Source organism: Thioalkalivibrio sp. ALJ1 (assembly GCF_000745395.1).
Lineage (GTDB): Bacteria > Pseudomonadota > Gammaproteobacteria > Ectothiorhodospirales > Ectothiorhodospiraceae > Thioalkalivibrio.
The window spans coordinates 582,804-605,919 of sequence record NZ_KN050684.1; the positions used below are offsets into that span (position 1 = coordinate 582,804).

A 23,116-nucleotide genomic window follows, 5' to 3' on the forward strand; every position below is an offset into this window, starting at 1 on the left:
GCACAACGGTAGATGACGCTCAGTCAGCCCTAGACATCCACAGGCCTGCACTTATGCGATCCGCCATTCGGATCGTATCGACCAGCGGTAGGGGTGAAGCGAATCCGCGCCGCTGCGCGTCCTGGATAAGCACGTGGACCAGTGATGCGTGTGCGGTTACAGACAGGCTCGCAAGGTGTGGCAGATGAGCCGCCAAAGCGACCAGGGACAGGTGTTCGTGAGCTGTCTTCCGAAGCAACCACGAGGACTCGCTCGAGTGGCTGAGCGTCTTCCCGAAGTCGTGGAACAACGCAGCCAGCACCATGGCGTCTCGCAGATTGTCATCGATTGATGTCTGACAGCATGCCGGTGCACTCTGGATCGTCTGTTCGGTGATCTCGGCACACTCCAGCGAATGACGAAGCAACCCACCTGCAACGGAATGATGGTGCTTGTAACTCGCCTTAAGCTGGAAAAAACGTTTCAGCAGTACCAGGTCGTCCACCACGGCCTCCATCCAGTGCCGGAAGGGCGCTGTCGTCAGCCGCTCGATCAGCGTCCGGAGCCGGTCTGGATCGGATCCGTCGATGCACCAGGATGTGGGCATGACTTGGCTGGGCTGATACTCGCCCGATTCCAGCGCTCGGATGAAACAGATGCTGGACGGTCCATCCAGGGTCGCGGAAAACTGGACCTCAACGACCGTGCCGCTGCGCACGCCTGTTGCCGCCGCGGGATTCCGCACCACCCCCTCCCAACGCTGGCCAGCGTGGTGCAGGACGAGATGGCCAATGCCTGCCCTCTCGAAATAGTCCCGGACGCGATATACGCCAAAGGTTTGCGCGGCTTCGTCTACGTGCCCGGGCACCAAGTGCTCGACGGTGGGGACGGATGCCTTCATGTCTCACCCCCGAAGCGTTCGTCGATCAGGTTCTCGAATGCGGAACCGTCCTGCCGCGTCGCGTTCGGGATGAATCGCGAATACGTCTTGAACAGCATCTCCGTGGAGGTGTGGCCCAACTGACGAGCGATCCACTCGGGCGACTCGCCCGCCGCCAGCCACAGCGTCGCGGCGGTATGCCGCATCGTGTAGGGCCGTCGGTAGGGGATGTCGAGGTAACGCAACAGGGGGGCCCAAACCCGCTTGGTCAGGTTTCGATTGTCGATCGGCTGCCCCGCCGTGTTCGTGAAGACATAGTCGAGATGTCCGGTCGCCTTGCGCTGCGCGCGCAGCGCCTCGCGGACGCGGCGAGACATGGCCACCTCACGCTGGGACCCGTCGTTCTTTGTGTACTCGGTCCGGCCATCCAAGTACGTTTCGCGGACCAGGATCTGGTTACGGTCAAGGTCGACGTGCTTCCATTTGAGCCCGTGGGCTTCACCGGAGCGCAACCCGGTGAAGCAGCGCACGGTGAAGTAGTTCCTCAGGTCGGGGCGAACGTGCTTCAGGATCAGCCGCACTTCGTCGAGCGTGAACGGATCAACCTGCGTCTTGCGCTCCTTGAGGAGTTTCACGCCCACGAACGGTGACCTAAACTGGAAGCGGTCGGCGGCCTCATCGAACATCATCCGCTGGATTTTGAGTGTCCTGTTGATGGTGGAAGGCGAGAGCTCACGCTTGCGTACGGGGCTACCTTTGGCGAGATGGGCCCGGAATGCGTGAATGTCTTCCTTCCTGATGTCGCCGACCTCCCTACCCCTCCCGAAGAACGGAAAGACGTGCGTCTTGAAGGCCGTGGCGACACTTTCCCGGTAGGTCTGGCGCCAGGTCGGCGCCATCTCATCACTCCAGGTTCGATGGAACGACTCAAGCGAGGGTGTTCGCATTGGAGGCTTGGGGGCAAGCGAGGCACGAGGCATGGCCGCCGCCTGCTGTTGCAAGCCCGCGGGCGCCGGTGCTTTCGGACTGTCGGGAAAGAACGCCCCATAGTCGAATGTCCCGGCGGCGACTTCCGCCTCCAGTCGGCGCGCCACCTGCTCAAGCCGCTTCCGATTGGCCGGCGTGTTCGGGAGCGTGGTCTGTTCCCTGTAACGTTTCCCTGCATAGCGGAAGTCGAGGAAAAGATAACCAGTATCTTTCCGCGCCCGGACGCTAGCCATTGCAGATACCCCCGTTGGCCATGGGCACTGCAAACGCGCCAGACTTCATCATGTCCTCTTCAATCGTTTCCCAGATGAAGAGAATCTTCCGCCCCCCGAAAGGGCGGATGTAGTGACGGCCCTCAAGCAGGACGCTGTCCTTGAGTCGGTCGCGAATCGTGCGTACTTCGTACTTGATGCGACCGGAGAGTTCGGCAGTAGACAGGTAGGTGTAGCTCATATAGCCTCCAAAGCGACTTTCTGGGTGAAGTTTGTCCCCGCAGGGCGGATTTATGCCCTACTGAATGACACTTTAGAACCCAGAATGACGCCTGTCAAGGCAAAATGTCATTCAGAATAAAAAAAGGGCTCCCAAGATGATCCGGTGTCACCTGTCGACCCTTATGGGAAAGCGGAAAATGAAGATCATGGATGTCGCCCGCGCCACTGGGCTACATCGCAATACGGTTTCCCTCCTCTACAAGGAAGAGGCCGTTCGCATCGAGATCGACGCCATGGACAAACTTTGCGAGCTGTTCAACTGCTCGGTGGGCGAACTCTTCGAATACATCCCGGAAGGGGATGGCGAAATACAATGACCACGTCTCCGGCACCGAAGCGCGGACCAGGTCCTGATGGAAGGGGAGTCATCTCGGCGGTAACCACGTACGATGGCGCGGCGGCACGAAACGGTGGGAGACCTTCAGCGAGCATGCCCTGGGCACCGAATGGGCACGGCGTGGGCACGAGTTGGGCACGGTGCCCAAACGAGAAAGGGGCTGCCGAGGCAACCCCTTGAATTGGTGGTGGCTACGCCCTGATTCGAACAGGGGACCCCATCATTATGAGTGATGTGCTCTAACCAGCTGAGCTACGTAGCCACGCGGGCTGCGAATTCTCTGGAACCCGCCGCTCAAAGTCAAGTGAACGTAGCATGCGTCAGATCTGCAAGCGCTCGACGATACGCCCGTTTTTCAGGTGTTCTTCCAGGATCTCGTCGATATCGCGCTCGTCATGGTAGGTGTACCAGACGCCGTCGGGGTAAACGACCGCCACCGGGCCCTCATTGCAGCGGTCGAGACAGCCGGCGGTGTTCACTCGCACCTGACCCTTGCCGTGGATGCCCATGTCCTTCGCCTGATTCTTGGCGTAAGTGCGCATCTCGGTCGCCCCGTGATCCTCGCAGCAATTGCCGTCCTCCCGGCAATTGGTGCAGAAAAAGATATGGCGCTGGTAGTACCCCATCGGATTCTCCGGTGATCGATCCGGCTCATGATAACGCTGCCGCCCACGAAACGGTGGGCGACCACGCCCGTTGTCCACGCGATCAGCGGAAGCGGTAGACCAGGCTGACGTCCGTGATGGTGTCCGTGTTTTCCACACCAGGCTCGACGTCGGTGTTGTGCTTCACGGTGAAGCTGGTGCGCAGGGCCAACCGACTCGAGATGTCCGCGGTCAGGGCAAGAATGTTCTCGATCTCGGTATTGTCACTACCGGTCAGGATCAGCAGCTCATCGGTCAGCCGAGCGTTGTCACTGATATCCCAGCGAAAGTTTCCGGCCAGTCGACCCACCGGCTCGTTCTCGGTCTCCCCGGTGGTTCGGATGCGCACCTGGCGCATACCGGCACCGATCTCGCCGTCCAGCCGCACCCGCTCGCCGTCGATGAGCCGGCGACCGTAACCCGTCGTAGCCGAGGCCTGGTAGTCGTAGTTGCTGAAGCGATCTCTCTCGTAGCGTAGGGCCCCGAACAGGTAATCGTGTTCGCCCAGCTTGCGGTCCGCCTGATAGCCGGCGACGTAGCGTTGCCCGGTAGTCTCATCGTCTTCTTCGTGAAAGTACGCATCCAGACGAATGCGATTGCGCCAGTCGATGGCGGTGTGCTCGGCGCGGAAGCGCGCAGTGGCATTGGTCGACTCGGTATTGCCGGTTGTCTTCGAGGCCCCTAGTTCAATGGTCGATTGCCAGCCTTCAGCCTCCCAGGCCAGCCCTTGCGAGGCTGGTATGCTCAGCAGGATGAGCGAAACAAACGCGGGGCCAACAGGTCGGAACGAACGCACGAGCATGGGAAACCTCCCAGAAGAAAATAGAGGCGAAACCCTAGCAAAGCCGCTGGGGACATCGGACCAGCCCTTGAGATTCAGGGGACTTTCTGCGGCGGACCAGTGTGTGCACTGTGGACTGTGCCTGCCGCATTGCCCCACGTACGCCTGGCATCAGGTGGAGGGCGACTCGCCGCGCGGGCGACTAACCCTGATGCAAGGCCTGGCCCAGGGTCGACTGGAACCCGAATCCGAACGCCTGCGCAGCCACCTGGAAGGCTGTCTGGGTTGTCGATCCTGCGAGGCCGTGTGCCCGGCACGCGTGCCCTTCGGAGCCCTGATGGACCGCGCCCGCGAGATCCTGGACGAACACCCAGCCAGGCCTTCACGCGCCCGCCGCTGGCGCCAGACACTCCAGCACCAGGCCCTGCAACACCCAACCCTACGCCGTCTCGGGGGGCTGGCGGCCCGCAGCGGCGCGTACCTGCATATGGACCGGCTGCTCCCCGCAGGCGACTGGCGACGCAGTCTTGCCCACACCCGGGACTCTCTGACCAAAACGTCCCGGCTTCGCGCGACCGCGGACATCGAAACCGCCGACGCCCTGCTATTCACCGGCTGCATGGATCGCTTCTTCACTGGCCCCGATTTGGAGGCCGCGCTGGAGCTGTTGGCCGCTCTGGGCGTTCGTGTCGTCATCCCGAAGGCCCAGGTCTGCTGCGGCGCGCTCGACCAGCACGTCGGCCACGGTGTTGCTGCACAAACCCTGCGCGCGAAAAACATCGAAGCCTTCCCCGGCAACCTGCCCGTCATTGCGCTGGACAGCGGCTGCGAGGCCACGCTGCGCGAATACCCGGACGGAACCCTGGCGGCCCGCAGCATGAGCCTCACCCGGTTTCTAGCCGAGCAGCTGAAAGCACACAACGGCGCGTCGCCATGGGACGACGCACCCACGCGAGTGGCCCTTCATCTACCCTGCACCCAGCGCAACGTGACCCGGGAGGCCCAGGCGTTGACCGCGCTACTGGGCGCGCTTCCCGGGATTACGCTGACCTCAGTAAATGACACCCCGAACTGTTGCGGGGCGGGCGGCACTGCAATGCTGACCCAGCCAACTATGGCCGATGGCCTCGGGCACCAAACCCTGGAAGCGCTCACCGGGGATCACCCGGATGTGATCGTCAGCCCCAATGTCGGCTGCAGCGTACACCTGCGCGCACTGGCGGCCGACAGGGGCACCGCACCGCCGATCCTGTCGCCCGCGCGGTTTCTGGCCGGGCGCCTGAAAGCCCGCGCGGAGCACTGATCCCAGCACCCGCTTGCGGTACCCTTATGGAATCCGCCAAGACGCTTCCAACCGGTACGAAACCATGCGCCACCTCTCCCCGCTGGATCATCTGATCAACCAGGCCGATGCGTTCGTGAAGGTCGTCTCCGGGCAAGCCCGATCGACTGGCCGGCCATCACCTGACGGGGACAATATAGGGCCGCATCTGGACGATCACGAGCGCGGCCTGTCGACCCGGCTAATGCGCGTGAACCATGCCGGCGAGATCGCGGCCCAGGGCCTTTATCAGGGTCAGATGCTGACCGCGCGCAACCCCGAGATCCGCGAGCACCTGGACCAGGCCTCGCGTGAGGAAGGCGACCACCTGCACTGGTGTGCGCGGCGGGTGCACGACCTGGGAGGCCGCACCAGCCTGCTGGGGCCGTTCTGGTATATGGGCTCGTTCGGGATGGGCGCGCTGGCCGGCCTGACCGGCGACGCCTACAGCCTGGGCTTTATCGACGAGACCGAACGTCAGGTGGAACGCCATCTGGATCGCCACCTGGAACGCCTGCCGGCCCAGGACGAGGTCTCCACACGCATCCTGGCGCAGATGAAGCAGGACGAAGTGGAGCACGGTGCGCACGCCATGGCGCTAGGTGGCAAGGCGCCGCCCTGGCCGGTGCGCAATTTCCTGATGCCACTGACCTCCAGCGTGATGACACGCACGGCCTACTGGATCTGACCCAAGCGCGGAGCCAGTCAGTCCCCCGAGGGAAACACTGATCAGTGTTTCCCTAAGGCGGCAGGTATCTAGGGAGACGCTGATTGAATCGCACGTCCGCGTTGGCGCCCCCTGTTTCCCGAGACAAGGCGCGTCGTGCAGCGGGTAGTGGTTCTACCCGCCCGTTTTTGATGGATTGGGGCGCAACGCAGGATCGGGGAACAGGTGGCACCAACCCGACAAGTGATTGAAAGAGCGGGCTCGGCCGCCCGTTGTTGATCAAAAAACGGGCGCGCGCACGGCGTTGCGGCCCCTTTGTGCAGAATGACTGCACGGCAGTCACCGCGCCTTGTTCGTACGCAAAAGCCACTCGAGCGCGGACGTGCGATTCAATCAGCGTCTCCCTAGCCCGGTCGATTCATGTTCTTGCCGTAAAAGATCTCCATCATCTCGTGCTTGAGCAGTTTGGAGATGCGTTTGGCCTCCCTGGCCGAATAGTCGTCCTTGCCCAGGCCGAACAGATACGTGTCCATGTCGAAGTCCTTCAGCACCATCTTGGTGTGAAACAGGTACTCCTGGTACACGTTGACATCCACCATCTGGTACTTCTCCTGGGTGTCGCGCGACAGGAAGTCCTGGATGGAATTGATCTTGTGATCGATGAAGTGCTTCTTGCCGCGCACGTCGCGCGTAAAACCACGCACGCGATAATCCATGATCACGATGTCCGACTCGAAGCTGTGGATCAGGTAGTTCAAGGCGCGTAGCGGCGAAATCCGCCCGCAGGTGGACACATCAATGTCCGCACGGAAGGTTGCGATGCCACCCTCAGGGTGCGCCTCGGGATAGGTGTGCACCGTGATGTGGCTCTTGTCCAGGTGGCCGACCACGGTCTCCGGCAGAGGGCCCGGGCCCTCGGTGTAGCCGATCTTCTCGGTGGCCACCGGCTCCTCCGAGATCAGCATGGTCACCGACGCACCCTGCGGATCGTAGTCCTGGCGCGAGATGTCGAGGATATTGGCCCCGATCAGGTGCGCCACATCGGACAGGATCTGAGTCAGACGCTGGGCGTTGTACGCCTCGTCGATGTAGGCGATGTATTCGTCGCGATGCCGGTCACCCGAGGCATAGCAGATATCGTAAATATTGAAGCTCAGGCTCTTGGTCAGGTTGTTGAAACCGTGGAGCTTGATTTGCTTCTTGTGACGAGGCATGGCGTGTCCTCTTGCCCGGGCCGCAGCGAGCGGCGAATTGTAGACGCCTCGGCCTCCGAGTCCAAGAAAAGAACCTCAGCGCGGCGCCGGGCCCTCAATAATCTCGAAGTCGTGGGTCACCTTCGCCGAGGCGCCCAACATCAGCGAGGCCGAGCAATACTTCTCCGCGGACAGGCCCACCGCACGCCCGACCTGCTTTTCCGACAACTCGTGGCCGTACACCCGAAAGTGCACATGAATATCCGTGAACACCTTCGGCACGGTCTCCGCCCGCGTCCCCTCCACACTCACCTCGCAGTCCAGCACCTGCTGACGCGCCTTTTTCAGCATCGCAATCACATCGAAGCTGGTACAACCACCCATCCCCAGCAACAACATCTCCATCGGGCGCGCGCCCAGGTTACGCCCACCAGCGTCCGGCGCACCGTCCATTATCACCGCATGGCCGCTGTCGGTCTCACCGACAAACGCCACCTGGTCTAGCCATTTCACTTTCACCTGCATCGGTTTTTTCCTGTTGGATGGAAGGATCCGTGCCTATACTTCAAGGTGGACTCTACTCAGGGCGGACCTGCTGCACAAAATCAGAGGCCTGTTGCCGGATTTTGTGAACCGCTGCAGGCCGCCCTGGGTACTGAGCTCAAACGCTGCTTTACACTGAAGCACATTCTCAGGAAGCCCATTTCGGACGTGACCATGGAAGCCTTGAACAACCCGTTCGTCTACCGCCCCGCCCAGCCCTCACCCGCGCTGGAGCGTTTCCTTGGTTACTGCCATCGGCGTCAGTACCGCAAGCGCACCACGATTATTCACTCAGGCACCGTGCCCGACACGCTGTATTACGTGGTGAGCGGATCGGTGTCGGTACTGGGCGAAAATAACGGCCACGAGCTGGTCCTCGCCTACCTGAACAAGGGCGAATTCTTCGGCGAGCTGGGCATGTTCGAGGATGACCCGCGCAGCGCGACCGTCACCACCCGCGAAGACACCGAAACTGCGGAGATCCCGTACACCCAGTTCCGCGAAATCGCTCAGCGCGACCCCGAGATCCTGATGCTGCTGACCAGCCAGATCGCGACGCGCCTGCGCCAGACCTCGCGCAAGGTGATGGACCTCGCGTTCGTGGACGTCACCGGGCGGATCGCCCATACCCTACTGGACTTGGCACGCCAGCCCGACGCCATGACCCACCCGGATGGCATGCAGCTGCGCATCACCCGCCAGGAGATCGCGCGTATCGTCGGCTGCTCGCGGGAAATGGCCGGGCGGGTACTGAAAGACCTGGAAGAACGCGGTCTGATCACCGCTCACGGCAAGACCATCGTGGTGTTCGGCACCCGCTGACGCGGCATCGACCCCAGATCCCGAAGGTCCCGCACCCCGGGCCTTTCCTTTCGGCCCGGCCTGTCAGCGTCCTTGGGTACTAGACGCTACGATTCGCCGCGGAACAGCTGACCGAGGGCCACGCCCGGGTCCTCGGTGCGCATAAAGGCCTCACCGACCAGAAAGGCATTCACCCCGGCGGACTGCATGCGCGCGACATCGTCACGGGTGTGGATGCCGCTCTCGGTCACCAGCAAGGCCTCCTCCGGCACCTGATCCTTCAACTCCAACGTCGTCTCAAGACGTGTCTCGAAACTGTGCAGGTCGCGGTTGTTGATGCCGATCAGGTCGGCATTGATCCGTTTCGCCCGCTCCAGCTCCTCGGCATCGTGGACCTCCACCAGCGCATCCATACCGAGCTCATGGGCCAGGAAATACAGCTCGTGCAGCGCGGTGTCATCCAGGGCGGCCGCGATCAAAAGCACGCAATCCGCCCCCAGCACTCGCGCCTCGTAGACCTGGTACAGGTCGATCACGAAGTCCTTGCGCAGGATCGGCAACTGGCAGGCCACACGCGCATCCCGCAGATCGCCGTCACGCCCCTTGAAAAAATCCACATCGGTCAGCACCGAGAGGCAGGTCGCCCCGTGCTGCTCGTAGCTTCGAGCGAAGGCCTCGGGGTTGAAATTCGGGCTGATCTGCCCCTGGCTCGGGCTGGCCTTCTTGATCTCCGCGATCACCGCCGCGCGACCCGCGTCAACGTCGTTCTTCAGGGCCGCACGGAACCCGCGAGGCTCCGGTGCCGACCCCATCCAGCCACGCAGCTCGCGCAACGGCCAGTACGCCTCACGCTCTTTCAGTTCTTCACGCTTGCGTTCCAGAATCCGCTTCAGGATGTCGGGGACTGCGGTGCCTTCATTCATACGGCTTCCTTGTTTGCCAATCGTGCGCTGGTCGCCTGCAGGCGCTCCAGCCGTTCGCGCGCCGCGCCGGAATCGATCGCTCTGGCGGCGGCCTCGACGCCTGCCGCCAGCGTATCCGCCCCGCCACCGGCATAGATCGCCGCCCCGGCATTCAGCAGAACGATGTCGCGGGCGGCTCCCGTCTGCCCATCCAGTACGCCGCGCAGCATGCTGGCCGAGGCCTCCACGCTGTCGACCCGAACCGCATCCAGCGCCCGAGCCACCAGCCCGAAGTCTTCCGGGCGGATGGTGTACTCGTGGATTTCGCCATTCTTCAGCTCCGCCACCCGGGTCGGCGACGCAATGCTGATCTCGTCGAGGCCATCCTCGGCATGCACCACCAGCACATGCTCGCTACCGAGCCCCTTCAGGGCCTCAGCCAGTGGCCGCACCCAGGCATCGGAGAATACGCCCAGCACCTGGTTCGGGGCCCCGGCCGGATTGGTCAAAGGACCCAACACATTGAACAGGGTGCGCACGCCGAGTTCCTTGCGCGGCCCAATCGCATGCTTCATCGCGCCATGGTGAGCGGGAGCGAACAAGAAGCCCACACCGACCTCGTCGATGCAGGTCCCCACGGCAGCGGGCGACAGGGCCAGGGAGATCCCGAGAGACTCCAGCACATCGGCGCTGCCGGACTTCGACGACACCGAGCGATTCCCATGTTTGGCAACACGCACCCCTCCCGCAGCCGCGACCAGCGCCGAGGCCGTGGAGATATTGAACGTACCGGAGGCATCACCGCCGGTACCGCAGGTATCCACCAGTCCGTCACGCGAAACTTCGACCCGAGTCGCCAGCGAGCGCATCACGCCGGCGGCGGCGCGGATCTCGTCGATGGTCTCGCCCTTCATGCGCAGCGCGACCAGGAGTGCGCCGATCTGGGCGTCAGTGGCTTCACCGGTCATCACCGCCTGCATCACGGCGGTCATGGCCGCCTCGTCCAAGTCGTGGCGCTCAATCAGGGCCGCTATCGCTTGCTGCACGGTCACAGGGCTACTCCTGCCGGGGGTCGGGAGCGCTAGTGTAACGCCCGTTTCGGGCCGACACGACCGCTGGCGGCGGCAACCCACCACCCGACCAGCGCCAGGACCCAGATGCACAGGGCCGCGAGCACCAGATGCCCCATGGCATCGTCCAGCCAGTCCACCAGAAACAGCGCGAGCAAGGCGCTGAAGCCGAGCTGGATAAAAGACTGCATCGCGGCCGCCATCCCGCGGGCGGCGGGGTAGCAATCCAGCGCCATCAAGGTCAACGAGGGCATCGCCAGGGCCAGGGCAAAGCTATACAGGGCAAAAGGCAACGTGATCGCCACGATCGGGCCCTCGGCCAGCACGGCCAACCCGACCAGCACGAGCGACAGTCCCGACAGGCCAAGCCCGATGACCACCGCCCGTGGCGGGCTGACTACCCCGACGACGCGACCGGCCACAAAGCCTCCCACGACCAGACCGACGACGAGAGGCCCGAACAGCCACCAAAAGTCACGTTCACCACCGCCCAGGTGCACGTAGATGATGCTTGGAGACGCCGCAACGAACAGGAACATCGCCCCAAACAGGGCCGCGTGCACCCCCACCGGGATCAGAAACGCGGCGTTATCCAGCGTGCCGAGGTAGCGCTGGATCACCAGACGCGGGTGACTGGAGACACGCCCGACCGGTGGCAGGGTTTCCGGCAGCCAGGCACGCACGGCCAGCAAAAGAAAGACCCCGTAGAGCATCAGGAAGGCAAACACCGAGCGCCAGCCATAGGCCGCCTGCAGCCAGCCACCCAGGATCGGGGCCACCGCCGGACCGATCGCGAACATCATGGTGACGAGGGAAAACACCCGCCGGGCATCGGAAGGGTCGAAGCGATCACGGATGAGTGCCCGCCCGACGACGACACCGGCCGCCGCCGCCAGCCCCTGCCCCACGCGCAACGTCAGAACCTGCCAGTACTCCACGGCCACCACCAGCAGTGCCGAGGTCAGCACATAGGCGAGCAACGCCCACAGCACCACCGGGCGCCGGCCATAGGCATCCGACAGCGGACCCGCGACCAGTGTGGCGATCGCGAACGCCACCAGATAGGCCGACAACGTTGCCTGCATGGCCACACCATCCACGGCCAGGGCCTCGGCCATCGCCGGAAACGAGGGCAGATAGGTATCCAGGGAAAACGGCGCCAGCATGGACAGCGGCGCGACTAGCAGGGCGAAATGCAATCGCGTGCGGCGTTCGGCGGCGGAACCCTTCACGCCTCCCCTCCGCGCCTCAGAGCAGCACGCGGACCGCGTAGACGAAGTGCGTTGCGTAGCTGGGTCTGGAGCGCCCCTAGGGAAACACTGATCAATGTGCACGCTCGCGCTCGAGTCGCTTTTGCGTGCGAACAAGGCGCGGTGACTGCCGTGCAGTCATTCTGCACAAGGGAACCGCAACGCCGTTCCCACGCCCGTTTTTGATAACAACGGGCGGCCGAGCCCTTCGTTTACTAGATTGTGGGGTTGGTACCTCAGGTTCCCCGATCCGGCGTTGCGTCGCTTGCGGGTAGAACCACTACCCGCCGCACGACGCGCCTTGTCTCGGGAAACCTGGGGTACCAACGCGAGCGTGCACATTGATCTGTGTTTCCCTAGGTTCACACCGGCTGGGGCAGGCGACGCAGGAAGTTATCGAGGAGTTCGTGACCCTGGCGGGTCAGGATGGACTCTGGATGGAACTGCACGCCCTCCACCTCCAGCTCGCGATGGCGCAGACCCATGATCTCGTCCCGAGAACCATCCTCACGTTGAGTCCAGGCAGTCACCTCCAGGCAGTCGGGCAGCGAGGAGGACTCGACCACCAGCGAGTGGTAGCGCGTGGCCTCCAGCGGGTTCTCGAGCCCGGCAAACACCCCCACCCCGGTGTGATGCACCGGCGAGGTCTTGCCATGCATGATCTCGCGGGCACGCACCACGCGGCCACCAAACACCTGGCCGATCGCCTGATGCCCCAGGCAGACCCCCAGGATCGGGATCGCACCGGCAAAGCGCCGGATCACCTCCAGTGACACTCCCGCCTCGTTCGGTGTGCAAGGGCCGGGAGAGATCACGATGCCCGCGGGGTCGAGCTCCGCGATCTGGTCCGGGGTGATCTGGTCGTTGCGGTGCACCACCACGTCCGCGCCCAGCTCGCCCAGATATTGGACCAGATTGAAGGTGAACGAATCGTAGTTGTCGAGCATCAGGATCATGGCTGGCGCCCCTGGGGACAGAAACAAACGGAAAAACTATCGCGGACTCCGCGTCTGGACACCAGCATAACCCGGGCCCGGGCCGGTCGCGGCGTAACCGCGTTCACGCTGCCGAAACCGCGCGTCCTCATCGCGGCAGCAACAGCGCCGCCAGCAAGGTGCCGTCAGCCGCCTCTAGCCGGTGCCCACCTGGGCTCGGCAAGGTGTGCGCTCGTCCGCGCAGGGCCGGCAGGCGATTCATGTCCTGACTGGCGGCGTCTACCCACGGGTCCGCGAGCCGGACCACCGACACATAGCGGATCGGAGGGTGCTCTCGTGTGTTCAGCCACTCGAGATAGGCGGCATCCGGGGAGGCACGATCCGGCCCCCAAAGCCCATCGCGGCGATGCAAGCCTTGCAGGCCGGCAAATGGGGCGTAAAGCCCGAGCGCCGAATCGGCCAGGGCATCCGCCACCGAGCGTGCCAGCGCCGACCAGCCGGCACCCGCATGCGGCGCGGAAAAGGTCACCAGTGTGGAGACCGCCGGGTGCGGGCGCCGCACCAGCCAGTCGCGGGCCACCACGCCACCGGTGGAATGCCCGACCAGGATCAGCTCCCGGTCCGGATGTCGGCGCACCAGGCGTTCGACCATCTGTCCCAACGCGCGACTCTGCTCCGGCAGAGCGGCACTACTGGGCAAGTCAACGGTGTAGAACTGGCGCGGCGCCGGGTCCACAGCACGGTCGAACCAGGGCGCCTCGGGCACCACCCGAATCCGACCGCCATCGGCGTAGCCGGCGGCATTCAGGGCCGCGGTGAAGTCGGCATGCCGGAAACTATCGCCACGATCCCAGCCTCCCGGCACCAGCACCACAACCTGGGCCGCCACCAGCCCTGGCAATAGCCATAGCCCGAGCACCAGCAGCAAGAGACGCCAACGGCCCGCACAGCGGACGGGAAACCACGGAGTCATGCCTACGTTCTCCCGGGTACCCATAGGCTTGCCCGCGCCCTATTCGCGGTGGCGGCGAGGCCCGAGCCCGCCCAACGCGGTCTCGGCCGCCCGCACGACCGCACGGCCCTTGTTCAGGGTCTCCTGCCACTCGTTCTCCGGCACCGAGTCGTGGACCACGCCGGCCCCGGCCTGGATGTGCAGCTCGCCGTCGTGCAGCACGGCCGTGCGGATCGCGATCGCGGTATCCATGTTGCCGGACCAGGAGAGATACCCCACCGCACCGGAATACGGGCCGCGCTTGACCGGTTCCAGCTCGTCGATGATCTCCAGGGCCCGGATTTTCGGGGCGCCGGAGACCGTCCCGGCCGGGAAGGTCGCGCGCAGTACGTCCATCGGCGAATGACCCGGGGCTAGCCGGCCCTCCACGTTGGAGACGATGTGCATCACATGCGAGTAGCGCTCGATGCTCATGGTGTCGGTCACATCCACCGAGCCGATCTCGCAGACCCGGCCCACGTCGTTACGACCGAGATCGATCAGCATCAGGTGTTCCGCACGTTCTTTCGGATCGGCCAGCAATTCGGCCTCAAGCGCGCGATCCTCCTCCTCGGTGCGGCCACGCGGGCGGGTCCCGGCAATGGGCCGCACGGTCACGCGGTCATCCTCCAGGCGCACCAGGATCTCCGGTGAGGCCCCGACCACGTGATGGTCATCCAGATCCAGGAAGTACATGTACGGCGATGGATTCAACGCCCGCAGGGCACGGTAGAGGTTCAACGGCGGAGCGGAGAACGGCACACTCATGCGCTGGGCCAGCACCACCTGCATCACGTCCCCGTCCATGATGTATTCCTGCGCCCGCGCGACCGCCGCCTGGAAGCCCTCGGCCGACCAGCCAGCCACGTACTCTGGCACCGCGTGCGGATGCGGCGGGTCCTCCGGCGGCGCGAGCGTCTCGCCCAGGCGGGTCTCCAGGTCATCCAGACGCGCAGCGGCCACGGCCTGGCCATCGGCCTGCGTCGTATCCGCATGCACTACCAGATACAGCCGCCCGGAGAGGTTGTCGTACACCACCACCTCTTCCGAGACCATCAACAGGATATCGGGCAGACCCAGCGCGTCCGGCTTCTCCGGGCCCTCCAGGCGCGGTTCGATCAGACGTACGGTCTCGAAACCGAAGTAGCCGACCAGACCACCGGTAAACCGCGGTAACCCAGGCAGTTCGGCGGCCCTGAAGCGCGCCTGATAGGCCTCGATCCAGGCCAACGGATCGGTCTCGGTGGTCTGCTCCACCACCGTGCCGTCGGTCTCCACCGTGATCTCGTGGCCATGCACGCGCACCCGCGTGCGCGCCGGCAGACCAATGAAGGAGTACCGGCCCCAGCGCTCCCCGCCCTGCACGGATTCGAACAGGTAGGAGTACGGCCGGTTGGCCAGCTTGAGGAAGATGGACAGCGGGGTCTCGAGATCCGCCAGGACCTCACGCACCAGTGGGATGCGGTTATAGCCCTCGCGGGCCAATTGATCGAACTGTTCGGGGGTCATCACAACGGTTCCTGACAATGGGGATGGATGGCACGGCGGCTCATTCGCCGTCTCGCCATCGCCCCATTGTCCGGCCCGTTGCCATCATTCAGGCCGCCCGCGCAGGCAGCAGACTGGGCAGTTCATCCAGCCGGTCGAGGACCGCATCCGGGTTCTCTTCGCGAATGTCATTGCCGTGGTTATAACCGTAGGTCATGCAGACGATCTGAAAGCCGGCCGCCCGGGCCGCCTTCACGTCGCTCTTGGAATCCCCGACCATCAGCGCCTCGGAAGGGTCCACCCCGAACTTTTCGGCGGCATGCAGCAGCGGCGCCGGGTCCGGCTTTTTCTGCGGCAGGGCGTCACCGGCGACCACAATCTCGAAGTCGTCGAGGATGCCCTTCTCGCGCAGCAGCGGCACGGTGAAACGCTCGGCCTTATTGGTCACGCAACCCAGGCGGTAGCCTGCGGCCTTGAGCTGATCCAGCCCCTCGCGCACGCCTGGATAAAGCGGCGAACGCCCGGCCGTGTTCTCCTGATAGATGCGCATGAACACCGGTAGTGCGCGCTCGAACCACTCCGCGTCCGGTTCACCGTCGAGGTCGTTGATCAGGGCCCGCTTGACCAGCCGTTCCACGCCATTGCCGACCCAATTGCGCACGGCCGGCTCGCCGCGCTCGGGCAGGCCCAGCTCGCGCATCATCGCATCCACGCTGTAGGCCAGGTCCGGCACGCTGTCGATCAGCGTGCCGTCCAAATCGATCAGAATCATGCGGGGGCGATTCAGGGACATCCCGGTCTCCGGTGGCGGTCGAATCAGGCCTTGGCCAGCTCGTCGCGCATCTGCTGGATGATGCTGTCGTAGCGGTTCGGATCGGTGTCACTACCCGCACCAAAGATGGCGGACCCGGCGACGAAGGTATCGGCCCCGGCGGCCTTGATCTCGCGGATGTTGTCGGCCTTCACGCCGCCGTCGATCTCGAGGCGGATGTCACGCCCGGAGGCGTCGATCATCTTGCGCGCCGCGCGCAACTTGTCGAGGGTGTTCGGGATGAACTTCTGGCCACCGAAGCCCGGGTTCACCGACATCAGCAGGATCATGTCGACCTTGTCCATCACGTACTCGAGATAGGACAGCGGGGTCGCCGGATTGAATACCAGCCCGGCCTTGCAGCCATCGGCGTGGATCAGCTGCAGGGTACGGTCGATGTGGTCCGACGCCTCCGGGTGGAAGGTGATGTAGCTGGCACCGGCCTGGGCAAAGTCCGGGATGATGCGATCTACCGGCTTGACCATCAGATGCACGTCGATCGGCGCGGTCACGCCGTGCTTGCGCAGGGCATCGCAGACCAGCGGGCCGATGGTCAGATTGGGCACGTAGTGGTTATCCATCACGTCGAAGTGCACGGTGTCGGCACCGGCGGCCAGGACGTTGTCGACTTCTTCGCCCAGACGGGCAAAGTCGGCGGACAGGATGGACGGGGCGATGAAATCGGGTTGTGCCATGGAAAGCCTCGCAGAGATCACGGGTGAAGCAGGACCGACCACCGGTCATGCGCCAGGGAGACAGGGTTCAATGTCTCCCTATGAACCGCGGAACTTTACCGGATGCCGCCATGCCAGGCAAAAGCCCAGGGTTCGGAAAGCACCCCCCAACGCAAACGGGCCGGGGAAACCCCGGCCCGCTGGCAGCCTCCACTGGTCGTTCGCAGAGCGAACCGATCAGTTAAACTCGGACGCGATGTAATGAGACAGGTTAGCGATGTCCTCGTCGCTCAGACCCTGGGCCTGCGGACGCATCAGGGCCGTGTGATCGCCCACTTCCTCGCCGGCGCGATAACGCTCCATCTTATCGATCAGGTAATCCGCATCTTTGCCGGCCAGCGCCGGGAAGATCGCCTGCCCCTTGCCCTGGGCGCCGTGGCAGCTGGCACAGGTGTTCTGGTACTTCGTCTGACCGGCCTGAATATCGGCAGCCTGGGCCGCAGTGGACAGCATCAGGACACTCCCGGCAATGCCGGCCAGCACGAATAGCTTGGTTTTCATTGTTGTGGTCTCCTCGTTCACGATCCTGGACAGGGTCATCGCCCTGTCTTGAAGCGAACGATAGCAGGGCTTTCCTGAATGCCGTATTAACGCAGAATCAAGCAGGGGCATCCCTGCAGAGCGCGGCACCACGCCATTCGCGGCATCAGCGCCCATGGATGTAGCGCTCGTCCGACCAGGTCGCCAGCCACTCGGGGCGGACCATCACCAACCCGGTGATCACGATCCCGTTGACCACCGCCTCCGGCAGCACCAGCAGGGCCAGGTAGCGCAGGTAGTCGCGAACGATGTCAGCCCAGGCCAGATCGGTGAACAGCCCGTAAGTTGCGGCCGAGGCGAGTACCGTCGCAACGACGGACAGCGCCCCACCGAGGAAGCCAACGGCATAGAGATAAATAAACATGTGCGCCGGTAGGCGCGCCTCGGACAGGCGCAACAACCCCCAGGTGACCGCGACCGGCAGGATGCCCGCCAACAGAACAGTCAGCGGGAAGGCAGCCAATGGAATCACCCCGAACAGCCCCAGGATCGCGACCACCAGGAAGACCATTAGGATCGCCAACTGCCAGCCGAACATCAGGGTTACAGTGGTCATGCCGAGAAAGTGCAGGGCCAGCCCATCCAGGGTCTGGGCGCGCATACTCCAGATCAGCAGCAGGCACAGCGTGGCAATCACGAAGAGCTGTATGCGGCCGGGCACGAAAAAGCTCTCCCAGGGCATGCGCCGTAGCATCACGACCAGCCCCAAACCGAGCAGCAGGGCGGACAGCACCCGGAGCGCGACCGGCAGTTCGCCCGCCCCGTCGATCATGTTCAGTCGGGCTCGCGCACCGCGGCCGCAACGGTGTATTCGCGGCCCTGCTTGACCTTGTCGTAATTGCCGAACACGTCCTTGAACCCCTTCTCGATAAAACGCCGCAATCCGGTAATGGTTACGACATAGATGCGGCCACCCGGGTTCATCTGCTCGTGGGCGTCCAACAGATAGGTCTGCAGCATCTCCCGCCCGACTTTGGCCGGCAGATTGGAGGTCACCAGGTCAAAGCGCCGGTCACGAATCTGCGAGAAACCGTTGCTGGTCACGCAATCGACATTGTGGATGCTGTTCAGCTCGGCATTGCGACGGCTGTATTCCACCGCCAGGAAATTCGTATCCACCAGGGTGCAGTGGCCCTGAGGAGCCTTGCGCGCCAACGTCAGGCCGATCGGCCCGTAGCCACAGCCAAGGTCGAGACAGGCATCCGCCGGGTTCACCTGGATGCGCTCCAACAACATCCGTGTGCCATCGTCGATCCGCCGGGGCGAGAAGAGTCCCCAGGTGGTGCGAAAACGCAGGCGTTCCCCGGCCAGGGTGTCCTCGAACTCCAGATCGCGCTTCAGCTCCGTCTGCCGGGCGCGCCGCGCCTGGGCGTTGGGGAAGGCCTCGGTCATGCATCACCCCGCGCCGCCGGGCCGCCCGCGGCATCGGACAGTCCCTGCCACAGGCTCTCGGCGGTGGAGGCCGCGGCGATGGCATCGTCCTCGCCCGGCAGGCCCAGCACATTCACATGCCCCATCTTGCGGCCGGGCCGCGCCTTGGTCTTGCCATACAGATGCAGCCGGGCACGCCCAGCCTCCAGCACCCCCTGCCAGTCGGGCGCGGTCGACGCCGGCCACAGATCGCCCAGGAGGTTCACCATCGCCACCGGGGTGGTCAGCATCGCCGGGGCCAGCCCCAGCCCGCAGATTGCGCGGACCTGCTGGTGGAACTGGCTGACGGTGCAGGCATCCAGGCTGTAGTGTCCGGAATTATGCGGCCGAGGGGCAATCTCATTGACCAGCAGCTCGCCGTTGACCGTCAGGAAGAACTCCACCGCCAGAACCCCTTGGTACTCCAGGCATTCCGCAATCCGCTGGGCAATGGCCGTAGCACGCTCGCGCGTGGGCTCGTCCAGACGGGCGGGCACCCGGGTCAGATGGAGGATGCCGTCACGATGGCTGTTCTCCGCTACCGGAAAGGCCTCGACATGACCGTCCGGGGAACGAGCCACCAGGACCGAGACCTCGCGCTCCAGGTCGACCTGCTGCTCCAGCACACAATCCACTCCGCCCAACTCGGCATGGGCCTGTACCAGCTCATCGGCATGCGCGAGGCGCACCTGGCCCTTCCCGTCATAACCGAGCCGCGCGGTCTTCAAGACCGCCGGGAACGCCGGACCCTCGTCGGCCGGGTGCCCAGTCGAGGCACCCTTCTCCCACAGGGCCTGCCACGGGGCCAGGGGCACGCCGATCTCGCCGAGAAAGGCCTTCTCCTCCAGGCGATCCTGGGCAATGGTCAGGGCGCGCGGGCCCGGACGCAGGCAGGCATGGGCATCCAGCCACTCGATGGCGGCGCGTGGGATATTCTCGAATTCGGTGGTAATCACCGCGCATTGCCCGGCCAGGGCCTCTAGCGCCGCGGGGTCGTCGAAGGGCTGACACAGATGCCGCGTCGCCAGACGACCGGCCGGGCTGGCCGGATCGGGGTCCAGGACCCATACGGCATACCCCATCTCCAGCGCCGCCTGCACGAAATAGCGGCCGAGCTGCCCGCCACCGAGCAGCCCGAGGGTCGCGGGGGGCTGGATCATGACGGGTCCGGCGGCAGGGTCTGCCCCAGCACGGCCTGGCTCTGGGACTGGCGAAAGGCATCCAGACGCGCGCGCAGGCCGGTATCGTGGTTGGCCAGCATCGCCGCCGCGAACAGCGCAGCATTGGCCGCTCCGGCCTCGCCGATCGCAAAGGTCGCCACCGGAATGCCGCGCGGCATCTGCACGATGGAAAGCAAAGAGTCCTGCCCTTTAAGGTGACGCGAAGCGACGGGCACGCCGAGCACCGGAACCGGGGTCTTGGAGGCCAGCATTCCTGGCAGGTGCGCGGCCCCGCCGGCCCCGGCGATGATCGCCTGCAGGCCACGCCCGCGCGCCTGCTCGGCATACTCGAACAGGAGATCTGGCGTGCGATGGGCCGAAACCACCCGGGCCTCGAACGGGACCCCGAGTTCCTCCAGCACATCCACCGCGCGCTCCATGGTCGCCCAGTCAGAAGTGCTCCCCATCACCACGCCCACCCAGGGCGCCGCCGAATTGCCTGCCATCTCAGTCATGGCCCGAACGATAGCGACCCCGGCCCCACCCGACAAGCCATACCACCAACCGCAACCAGCGAGTAGGCAGAAAGTTCATTCACAGGAAGACGGGAAGCTGGGAAGGATTTGATGGTCAAAGCGGGCTGGGTCGTGACAGCCTGATGGGTCCAGCCCAGTGTTCCAATCGGATTTCTTCCGATCTTCAAATCTTCCTGTGAACGCTTTCGAGCGCCCGGTGTGCAGCAACGCGTGGTGTGCAGGGGCCGCGGCCGGTAGAATCGCGGCATGACTGACACCCTGCTCGAAAGCCATATTCCCGACCTCGAACTCGTCCATCGCGGGAAGGTGCGCGATTTGTACGCGGTGGATGCCGATCACTGGCTGATGGTCACCACCGACCGCCTGTCGGCCTTCGACGTGATCCTGCCCACACCGGTGCCGGACAAGGGCCGGGTGCTGACCGAGATTACCCAGTTCTGGATGCACAAGGTGGAACGCGAGCTGGACATCCCCAATCAGCTCACCGACATCCCGCTGGAACAGGTCATACCCGACCCGGCCATTCGTGCCCCTCTGGAAGGCCGCAGCCTCGTCATCCGCCGCCTGGAGGCCCTGCCGGTGGAGGCCGTGGTGCGCGGCTACCTGATCGGCTCCGGCTGGAAGGACTACCAGTCCAGCGGCGCGGTCTGCGGCATCCCGCTGCCGCTGGGGCTGGGGCTCGCCTCGAAGCTGCCGGAGGCGATCTTCACTCCCAGCACCAAGGCCGAGGTCGGCGACCACGACGCCAACATCGACTTCGACGCGGTGATCGCAACCATCGGCGAGATACGCGCCCGGCAGGTCCGCGATGCCGCCCTGGCGATCTACGCGATGGCTCGCGACTACGCGGCCGAACGCGGCATCATCATCGCCGACACCAAGTTCGAGTTTGGCGTCGACGCCGCAGGGGCCTTGCACCTGATCGACGAGGTACTGACCCCGGATTCCTCGCGCTTCTGGCCCGCCGACCGCTATGCGCCCGGTACCAGTCCCGAATCCTTCGACAAACAGTACGTTCGAGACTATCTGGAGACGCTGGACTGGGACAAGCAGGCGCCCGGCCCCGAGCTGCCCGCGGAGGTGGTGGAACAGACCGCGGCGCGCTACCGCGAGGCCCTGGAGCGCCTGACCGGCGACGCATGACTCGGGAAGACATGGCCGCCCCACCGCAGGGCCTGTTCGTCACCGGCACGGACACTGGGGTCGGCAAGACCTTCGTCAGCTGTGCCCTGCTACAGCTTTGGCACGAGCGAGGCCTGAAACCGCAGCCAAGAAAGCCCGTGGAGTCCGGCTGCCCAGCGGGCGCCAACGGCCTGACCCCCGAAGACGGGCTGAATCTGACCCGCGCCGCAGGGCTTCCGGATGCCGACATCGAACAGGTCACGCCCTGGCGCTTCCCCGACGCCATCGCGCCAGACCAGGCCGCAGCGAACCAGGGGGTGCGTCTGACCGTCGCACAGCTCGTCACCGCCTGCGGGACTGACGCGGAAGGCCCCCGGCTGGTCGAGGGCGCGGGAGGCTTCTACTCGCCACTGTGCGCGGACGGGTTGAACGCGGATCTCGCCAGCGCGCTGGGGTTGCCCGTGTTGCTGGTCGCGGAGGACCGGTTGGGGGCACTCAACACCTGCCTGCTCACCCTGGAGGCCCTGGAGCGGCGCGGGCTGGTGCTGGCCGGCATCGTGCTCAACCGCCGCCGGGCGGATGCCGATCCGCGCCTCGACAACCGAGCCGCCCTGCGCGCGCGCACGCACGCCGCGATCGTCGAGTCACCGGAAGGCATCACGCGGGCGGCGCTGGTTCAGAAGCTCTCCACCTCGAAGTTGTCCGGTCGAATCGGCTCCACCGGGGCCTGCTCGCGGCCCTGATCGCGGGCCTCTTCGGATTCCGCCCCGGAATCGGTACGGAAGGCGGCCAGGGTCTCGCGCAGCGCACGGGTACCCTCGCGGTCGACACGGCGCGACTCGATGATATGCACCGGACGCTGGGATTCGCCGTAATAGGCCTCGTTGAAGTCGTCGCGCACGGTCATCCGCGAACCGGAGAAGCTCATTCCCAGATAAGCACCACGGGAACGCGAGTAGGACAGGAAATCGGCGGTCGGGGTGGCGCTACGGCCCGCGCCTACCGGACCCGCAGCCACCGAGGCATCCCCACCCAGACGAATGGCGGACCCGAACATGGAGTCCACCGCATCCTGGGTGCGCGCCACCATCACCACCTCGGCCGCATCGCCCCCGAACTGCATGCCGAAGCTGACTGAACCCAGCGAATAGAACGCGACCGGTGAATAATCACCGCGCTCGTCATCCCAGGCGAGAAAGACCCCGATCCCACCGGAGCCCCCCACGAGGAATGCACCCCGCGCCACCCGCGGGAAGATCACCACGCCCCGGGCATCGCGTAGCTCCTCCTGGAGCGATTCGTATTCGGGATGGGTCGCCATGTTCTCCACCGTCGCCTGGGCGCGATCGATGATGTCCTGCGGGTCGATCTCGCGGCTGAACGGGTTGGCATGAGCGGTACTGGCCACGGCCGCCAGCATCACGGCGGTCAGGCAATAACGGATCAGTCGATGCATCACGAAGGCCTCCATCAAGGCTTGCTAATGCGTTCATCATGGCACAAAAAAAGGGGGCCGAAGCCCCCTTTCATGTGCTGCATT

The 23,116-nt window shown here is 64.5% G+C and carries 27 protein-coding genes and 1 tRNA gene; 6 read left to right on the forward strand and 22 right to left on the reverse strand.

The annotated features are described in order from the left end of the window. Positions 1 to 19: 19 nt before the first annotated feature. The 3 genes from F462_RS05030 to F462_RS05045 are packed head-to-tail and all read right to left on the reverse strand — an operon-like array spanning position 20 to position 2,299. Positions 20 to 880: a TraI domain-containing protein gene (locus tag F462_RS05030; protein WP_051918112.1), complete on the reverse strand. Its 861-nt coding sequence runs from the start codon at positions 878 to 880 to the stop codon at positions 20 to 22. Next, the gene (locus F462_RS05040; protein ID WP_038052092.1) at positions 877 to 2,079 is read right to left on the reverse strand and encodes a tyrosine-type recombinase/integrase; all 1,203 of its coding nucleotides are present in this window, start codon (positions 2,077 to 2,079) and stop codon (positions 877 to 879) included. Before F462_RS05040 ends, F462_RS05030 begins: the two co-directional genes overlap by 4 nt. After that, positions 2,072 to 2,299: a hypothetical protein gene (locus F462_RS05045; RefSeq protein WP_018937363.1), complete on the reverse strand. Its 228-nt coding sequence runs from the start codon at positions 2,297 to 2,299 to the stop codon at positions 2,072 to 2,074. Before F462_RS05045 ends, F462_RS05040 begins: the two co-directional genes overlap by 8 nt. Before the next feature lie 136 nt (positions 2,300 to 2,435). On the opposite strand from F462_RS05045, the gene F462_RS05050 reads away from it, so the two are divergent. Beyond that, positions 2,436 to 2,657, forward strand: coding sequence for a helix-turn-helix domain-containing protein (locus F462_RS05050; RefSeq protein WP_038052097.1), 222 nt, complete (start codon positions 2,436 to 2,438; stop codon positions 2,655 to 2,657). A gap of 205 nt (positions 2,658 to 2,862) precedes the next feature. Here the strand turns inward: F462_RS05050 and F462_RS05055 are convergent. From F462_RS05055 to F462_RS05065, 3 genes are all read right to left on the reverse strand, one after another. After that, a tRNA-Met gene (locus F462_RS05055) sits at positions 2,863 to 2,939 on the reverse strand. 58 nt (positions 2,940 to 2,997) lie between these two features. Continuing rightward, positions 2,998 to 3,303 (reverse strand): (2Fe-2S) ferredoxin domain-containing protein, encoded by a 306-nt coding sequence (locus tag F462_RS05060; protein WP_038052099.1) that lies wholly within the window; start codon positions 3,301 to 3,303, stop codon positions 2,998 to 3,000. Between the two features lie 82 nt (positions 3,304 to 3,385). Further along, complete coding sequence (locus F462_RS05065) at positions 3,386 to 4,123, reverse strand: DUF481 domain-containing protein (RefSeq protein WP_038052101.1); 738 nt, start codon at positions 4,121 to 4,123, stop codon at positions 3,386 to 3,388. 103 nt (positions 4,124 to 4,226) lie between these two features. Between F462_RS05065 and F462_RS05070 the strand changes: the two genes are divergently transcribed. Next, positions 4,227 to 5,405: a (Fe-S)-binding protein gene (locus F462_RS05070; RefSeq protein WP_244270849.1), complete on the forward strand. Its 1,179-nt coding sequence runs from the start codon at positions 4,227 to 4,229 to the stop codon at positions 5,403 to 5,405. Between the two features lie 64 nt (positions 5,406 to 5,469). Continuing rightward, the gene (gene coq7 / locus F462_RS05075) at positions 5,470 to 6,111 is read left to right on the forward strand and encodes a 2-polyprenyl-3-methyl-6-methoxy-1,4-benzoquinone monooxygenase (RefSeq protein WP_038052105.1); all 642 of its coding nucleotides are present in this window, start codon (positions 5,470 to 5,472) and stop codon (positions 6,109 to 6,111) included. A 383-nt stretch (positions 6,112 to 6,494) separates the two neighbouring features. On the opposite strand, the gene speD is transcribed toward coq7, so the two are convergent. Both speD and F462_RS05085 read right to left on the reverse strand, forming a co-directional pair. Beyond that, positions 6,495 to 7,304 carry an adenosylmethionine decarboxylase gene (speD, locus tag F462_RS05080; protein WP_038052107.1) on the reverse strand — a complete coding sequence of 270 codons (810 nt, stop codon included), beginning with the start codon at positions 7,302 to 7,304 and terminating at the stop codon, positions 6,495 to 6,497. Positions 7,305 to 7,379: 75 nt separating this feature from the next. Then, positions 7,380 to 7,808, reverse strand: coding sequence for an OsmC family protein (locus F462_RS05085; RefSeq protein ID WP_038052108.1), 429 nt, complete (start codon positions 7,806 to 7,808; stop codon positions 7,380 to 7,382). 192 nt (positions 7,809 to 8,000) lie between these two features. Here F462_RS05085 and crp point away from each other — a divergent pair, with 192 nt between their 5' ends. Then, positions 8,001 to 8,648, forward strand: coding sequence for a cAMP-activated global transcriptional regulator CRP (gene crp / locus F462_RS05090; RefSeq protein ID WP_018142212.1), 648 nt, complete (start codon positions 8,001 to 8,003; stop codon positions 8,646 to 8,648). A gap of 86 nt (positions 8,649 to 8,734) precedes the next feature. On the opposite strand, the gene trpC is transcribed toward crp, so the two are convergent. The 13 genes from trpC to purE all read right to left on the reverse strand — a co-directional run bounded on the left by trpC (position 8,735) and on the right by purE (position 20,424). After that, the gene (gene trpC, locus F462_RS05095) at positions 8,735 to 9,550 is read right to left on the reverse strand and encodes an indole-3-glycerol phosphate synthase TrpC (RefSeq protein WP_038052110.1); all 816 of its coding nucleotides are present in this window, start codon (positions 9,548 to 9,550) and stop codon (positions 8,735 to 8,737) included. Continuing rightward, the gene (trpD, locus tag F462_RS05100; RefSeq protein WP_038052112.1) at positions 9,547 to 10,581 is read right to left on the reverse strand and encodes an anthranilate phosphoribosyltransferase; all 1,035 of its coding nucleotides are present in this window, start codon (positions 10,579 to 10,581) and stop codon (positions 9,547 to 9,549) included. Before trpD ends, trpC begins: the two co-directional genes overlap by 4 nt. Before the next feature lie 29 nt (positions 10,582 to 10,610). Continuing rightward, the gene (locus F462_RS05105; protein ID WP_038052113.1) at positions 10,611 to 11,831 is read right to left on the reverse strand and encodes a multidrug effflux MFS transporter; all 1,221 of its coding nucleotides are present in this window, start codon (positions 11,829 to 11,831) and stop codon (positions 10,611 to 10,613) included. Between the two features lie 380 nt (positions 11,832 to 12,211). Continuing rightward, positions 12,212 to 12,805 (reverse strand): anthranilate synthase component II, encoded by a 594-nt coding sequence (locus F462_RS05110; RefSeq protein ID WP_038052115.1) that lies wholly within the window; start codon positions 12,803 to 12,805, stop codon positions 12,212 to 12,214. 127 nt (positions 12,806 to 12,932) lie between these two features. Next, positions 12,933 to 13,757, reverse strand: a complete 825-nt coding sequence (locus tag F462_RS05115; RefSeq protein WP_038052116.1) for an esterase/lipase family protein — start codon at positions 13,755 to 13,757, stop codon at positions 12,933 to 12,935. Between the two features lie 39 nt (positions 13,758 to 13,796). Then, the gene (gene trpE / locus F462_RS05120) at positions 13,797 to 15,284 is read right to left on the reverse strand and encodes an anthranilate synthase component I (protein WP_038052118.1); all 1,488 of its coding nucleotides are present in this window, start codon (positions 15,282 to 15,284) and stop codon (positions 13,797 to 13,799) included. 88 nt (positions 15,285 to 15,372) lie between these two features. Continuing rightward, positions 15,373 to 16,056, reverse strand: coding sequence for a phosphoglycolate phosphatase (locus F462_RS05125; RefSeq protein ID WP_038052119.1), 684 nt, complete (start codon positions 16,054 to 16,056; stop codon positions 15,373 to 15,375). A 23-nt stretch (positions 16,057 to 16,079) separates the two neighbouring features. Continuing rightward, on the reverse strand, positions 16,080 to 16,769 hold the full coding sequence (rpe, locus tag F462_RS05130) for a ribulose-phosphate 3-epimerase (RefSeq protein ID WP_038052120.1): 690 nt from the start codon (positions 16,767 to 16,769) through the stop codon (positions 16,080 to 16,082). A 216-nt stretch (positions 16,770 to 16,985) separates the two neighbouring features. Next, a complete protein-coding gene (locus F462_RS05135) occupies positions 16,986 to 17,309 on the reverse strand; it encodes a c-type cytochrome (RefSeq protein ID WP_038052121.1) in 324 nt (107 codons plus the stop codon). Between the two features lie 145 nt (positions 17,310 to 17,454). After that, entirely contained in the window at positions 17,455 to 18,120 is a 666-nt protein-coding gene (locus F462_RS05140; RefSeq protein ID WP_038052123.1) for an energy-coupling factor ABC transporter permease, read from the reverse strand. Positions 18,121 to 18,122: 2 nt separating this feature from the next. Beyond that, positions 18,123 to 18,740, reverse strand: coding sequence for a class I SAM-dependent methyltransferase (locus F462_RS05145; RefSeq protein WP_038052125.1), 618 nt, complete (start codon positions 18,738 to 18,740; stop codon positions 18,123 to 18,125). Then, on the reverse strand, positions 18,737 to 19,918 hold the full coding sequence (locus F462_RS05150) for a 5-(carboxyamino)imidazole ribonucleotide synthase (protein ID WP_038052127.1): 1,182 nt from the start codon (positions 19,916 to 19,918) through the stop codon (positions 18,737 to 18,739). The genes F462_RS05145 and F462_RS05150 overlap by 4 nt, the downstream gene beginning before the upstream one ends. Next, positions 19,915 to 20,424: a 5-(carboxyamino)imidazole ribonucleotide mutase gene (gene purE, locus F462_RS05155; protein ID WP_018142225.1), complete on the reverse strand. Its 510-nt coding sequence runs from the start codon at positions 20,422 to 20,424 to the stop codon at positions 19,915 to 19,917. The genes F462_RS05150 and purE overlap by 4 nt, the downstream gene beginning before the upstream one ends. 276 nt (positions 20,425 to 20,700) lie before the next feature. Here purE and F462_RS05160 point away from each other — a divergent pair, with 276 nt between their 5' ends. Then, entirely contained in the window at positions 20,701 to 21,597 is an 897-nt protein-coding gene (locus F462_RS05160) for a phosphoribosylaminoimidazolesuccinocarboxamide synthase (protein WP_038052129.1), read from the forward strand. An 11-nt stretch (positions 21,598 to 21,608) separates the two neighbouring features. After that, entirely contained in the window at positions 21,609 to 22,319 is a 711-nt protein-coding gene (bioD, locus tag F462_RS05165) for a dethiobiotin synthase (protein WP_155996190.1), read from the forward strand. On the opposite strand, the gene F462_RS05170 is transcribed toward bioD, so the two are convergent. Next, the gene (locus F462_RS05170; RefSeq protein ID WP_038054825.1) at positions 22,253 to 23,032 is read right to left on the reverse strand and encodes a lipid-binding SYLF domain-containing protein; all 780 of its coding nucleotides are present in this window, start codon (positions 23,030 to 23,032) and stop codon (positions 22,253 to 22,255) included. The two genes, bioD and F462_RS05170, sit on opposite strands and share 67 nt — an antisense overlap. Positions 23,033 to 23,116 lie beyond the last annotated feature (84 nt).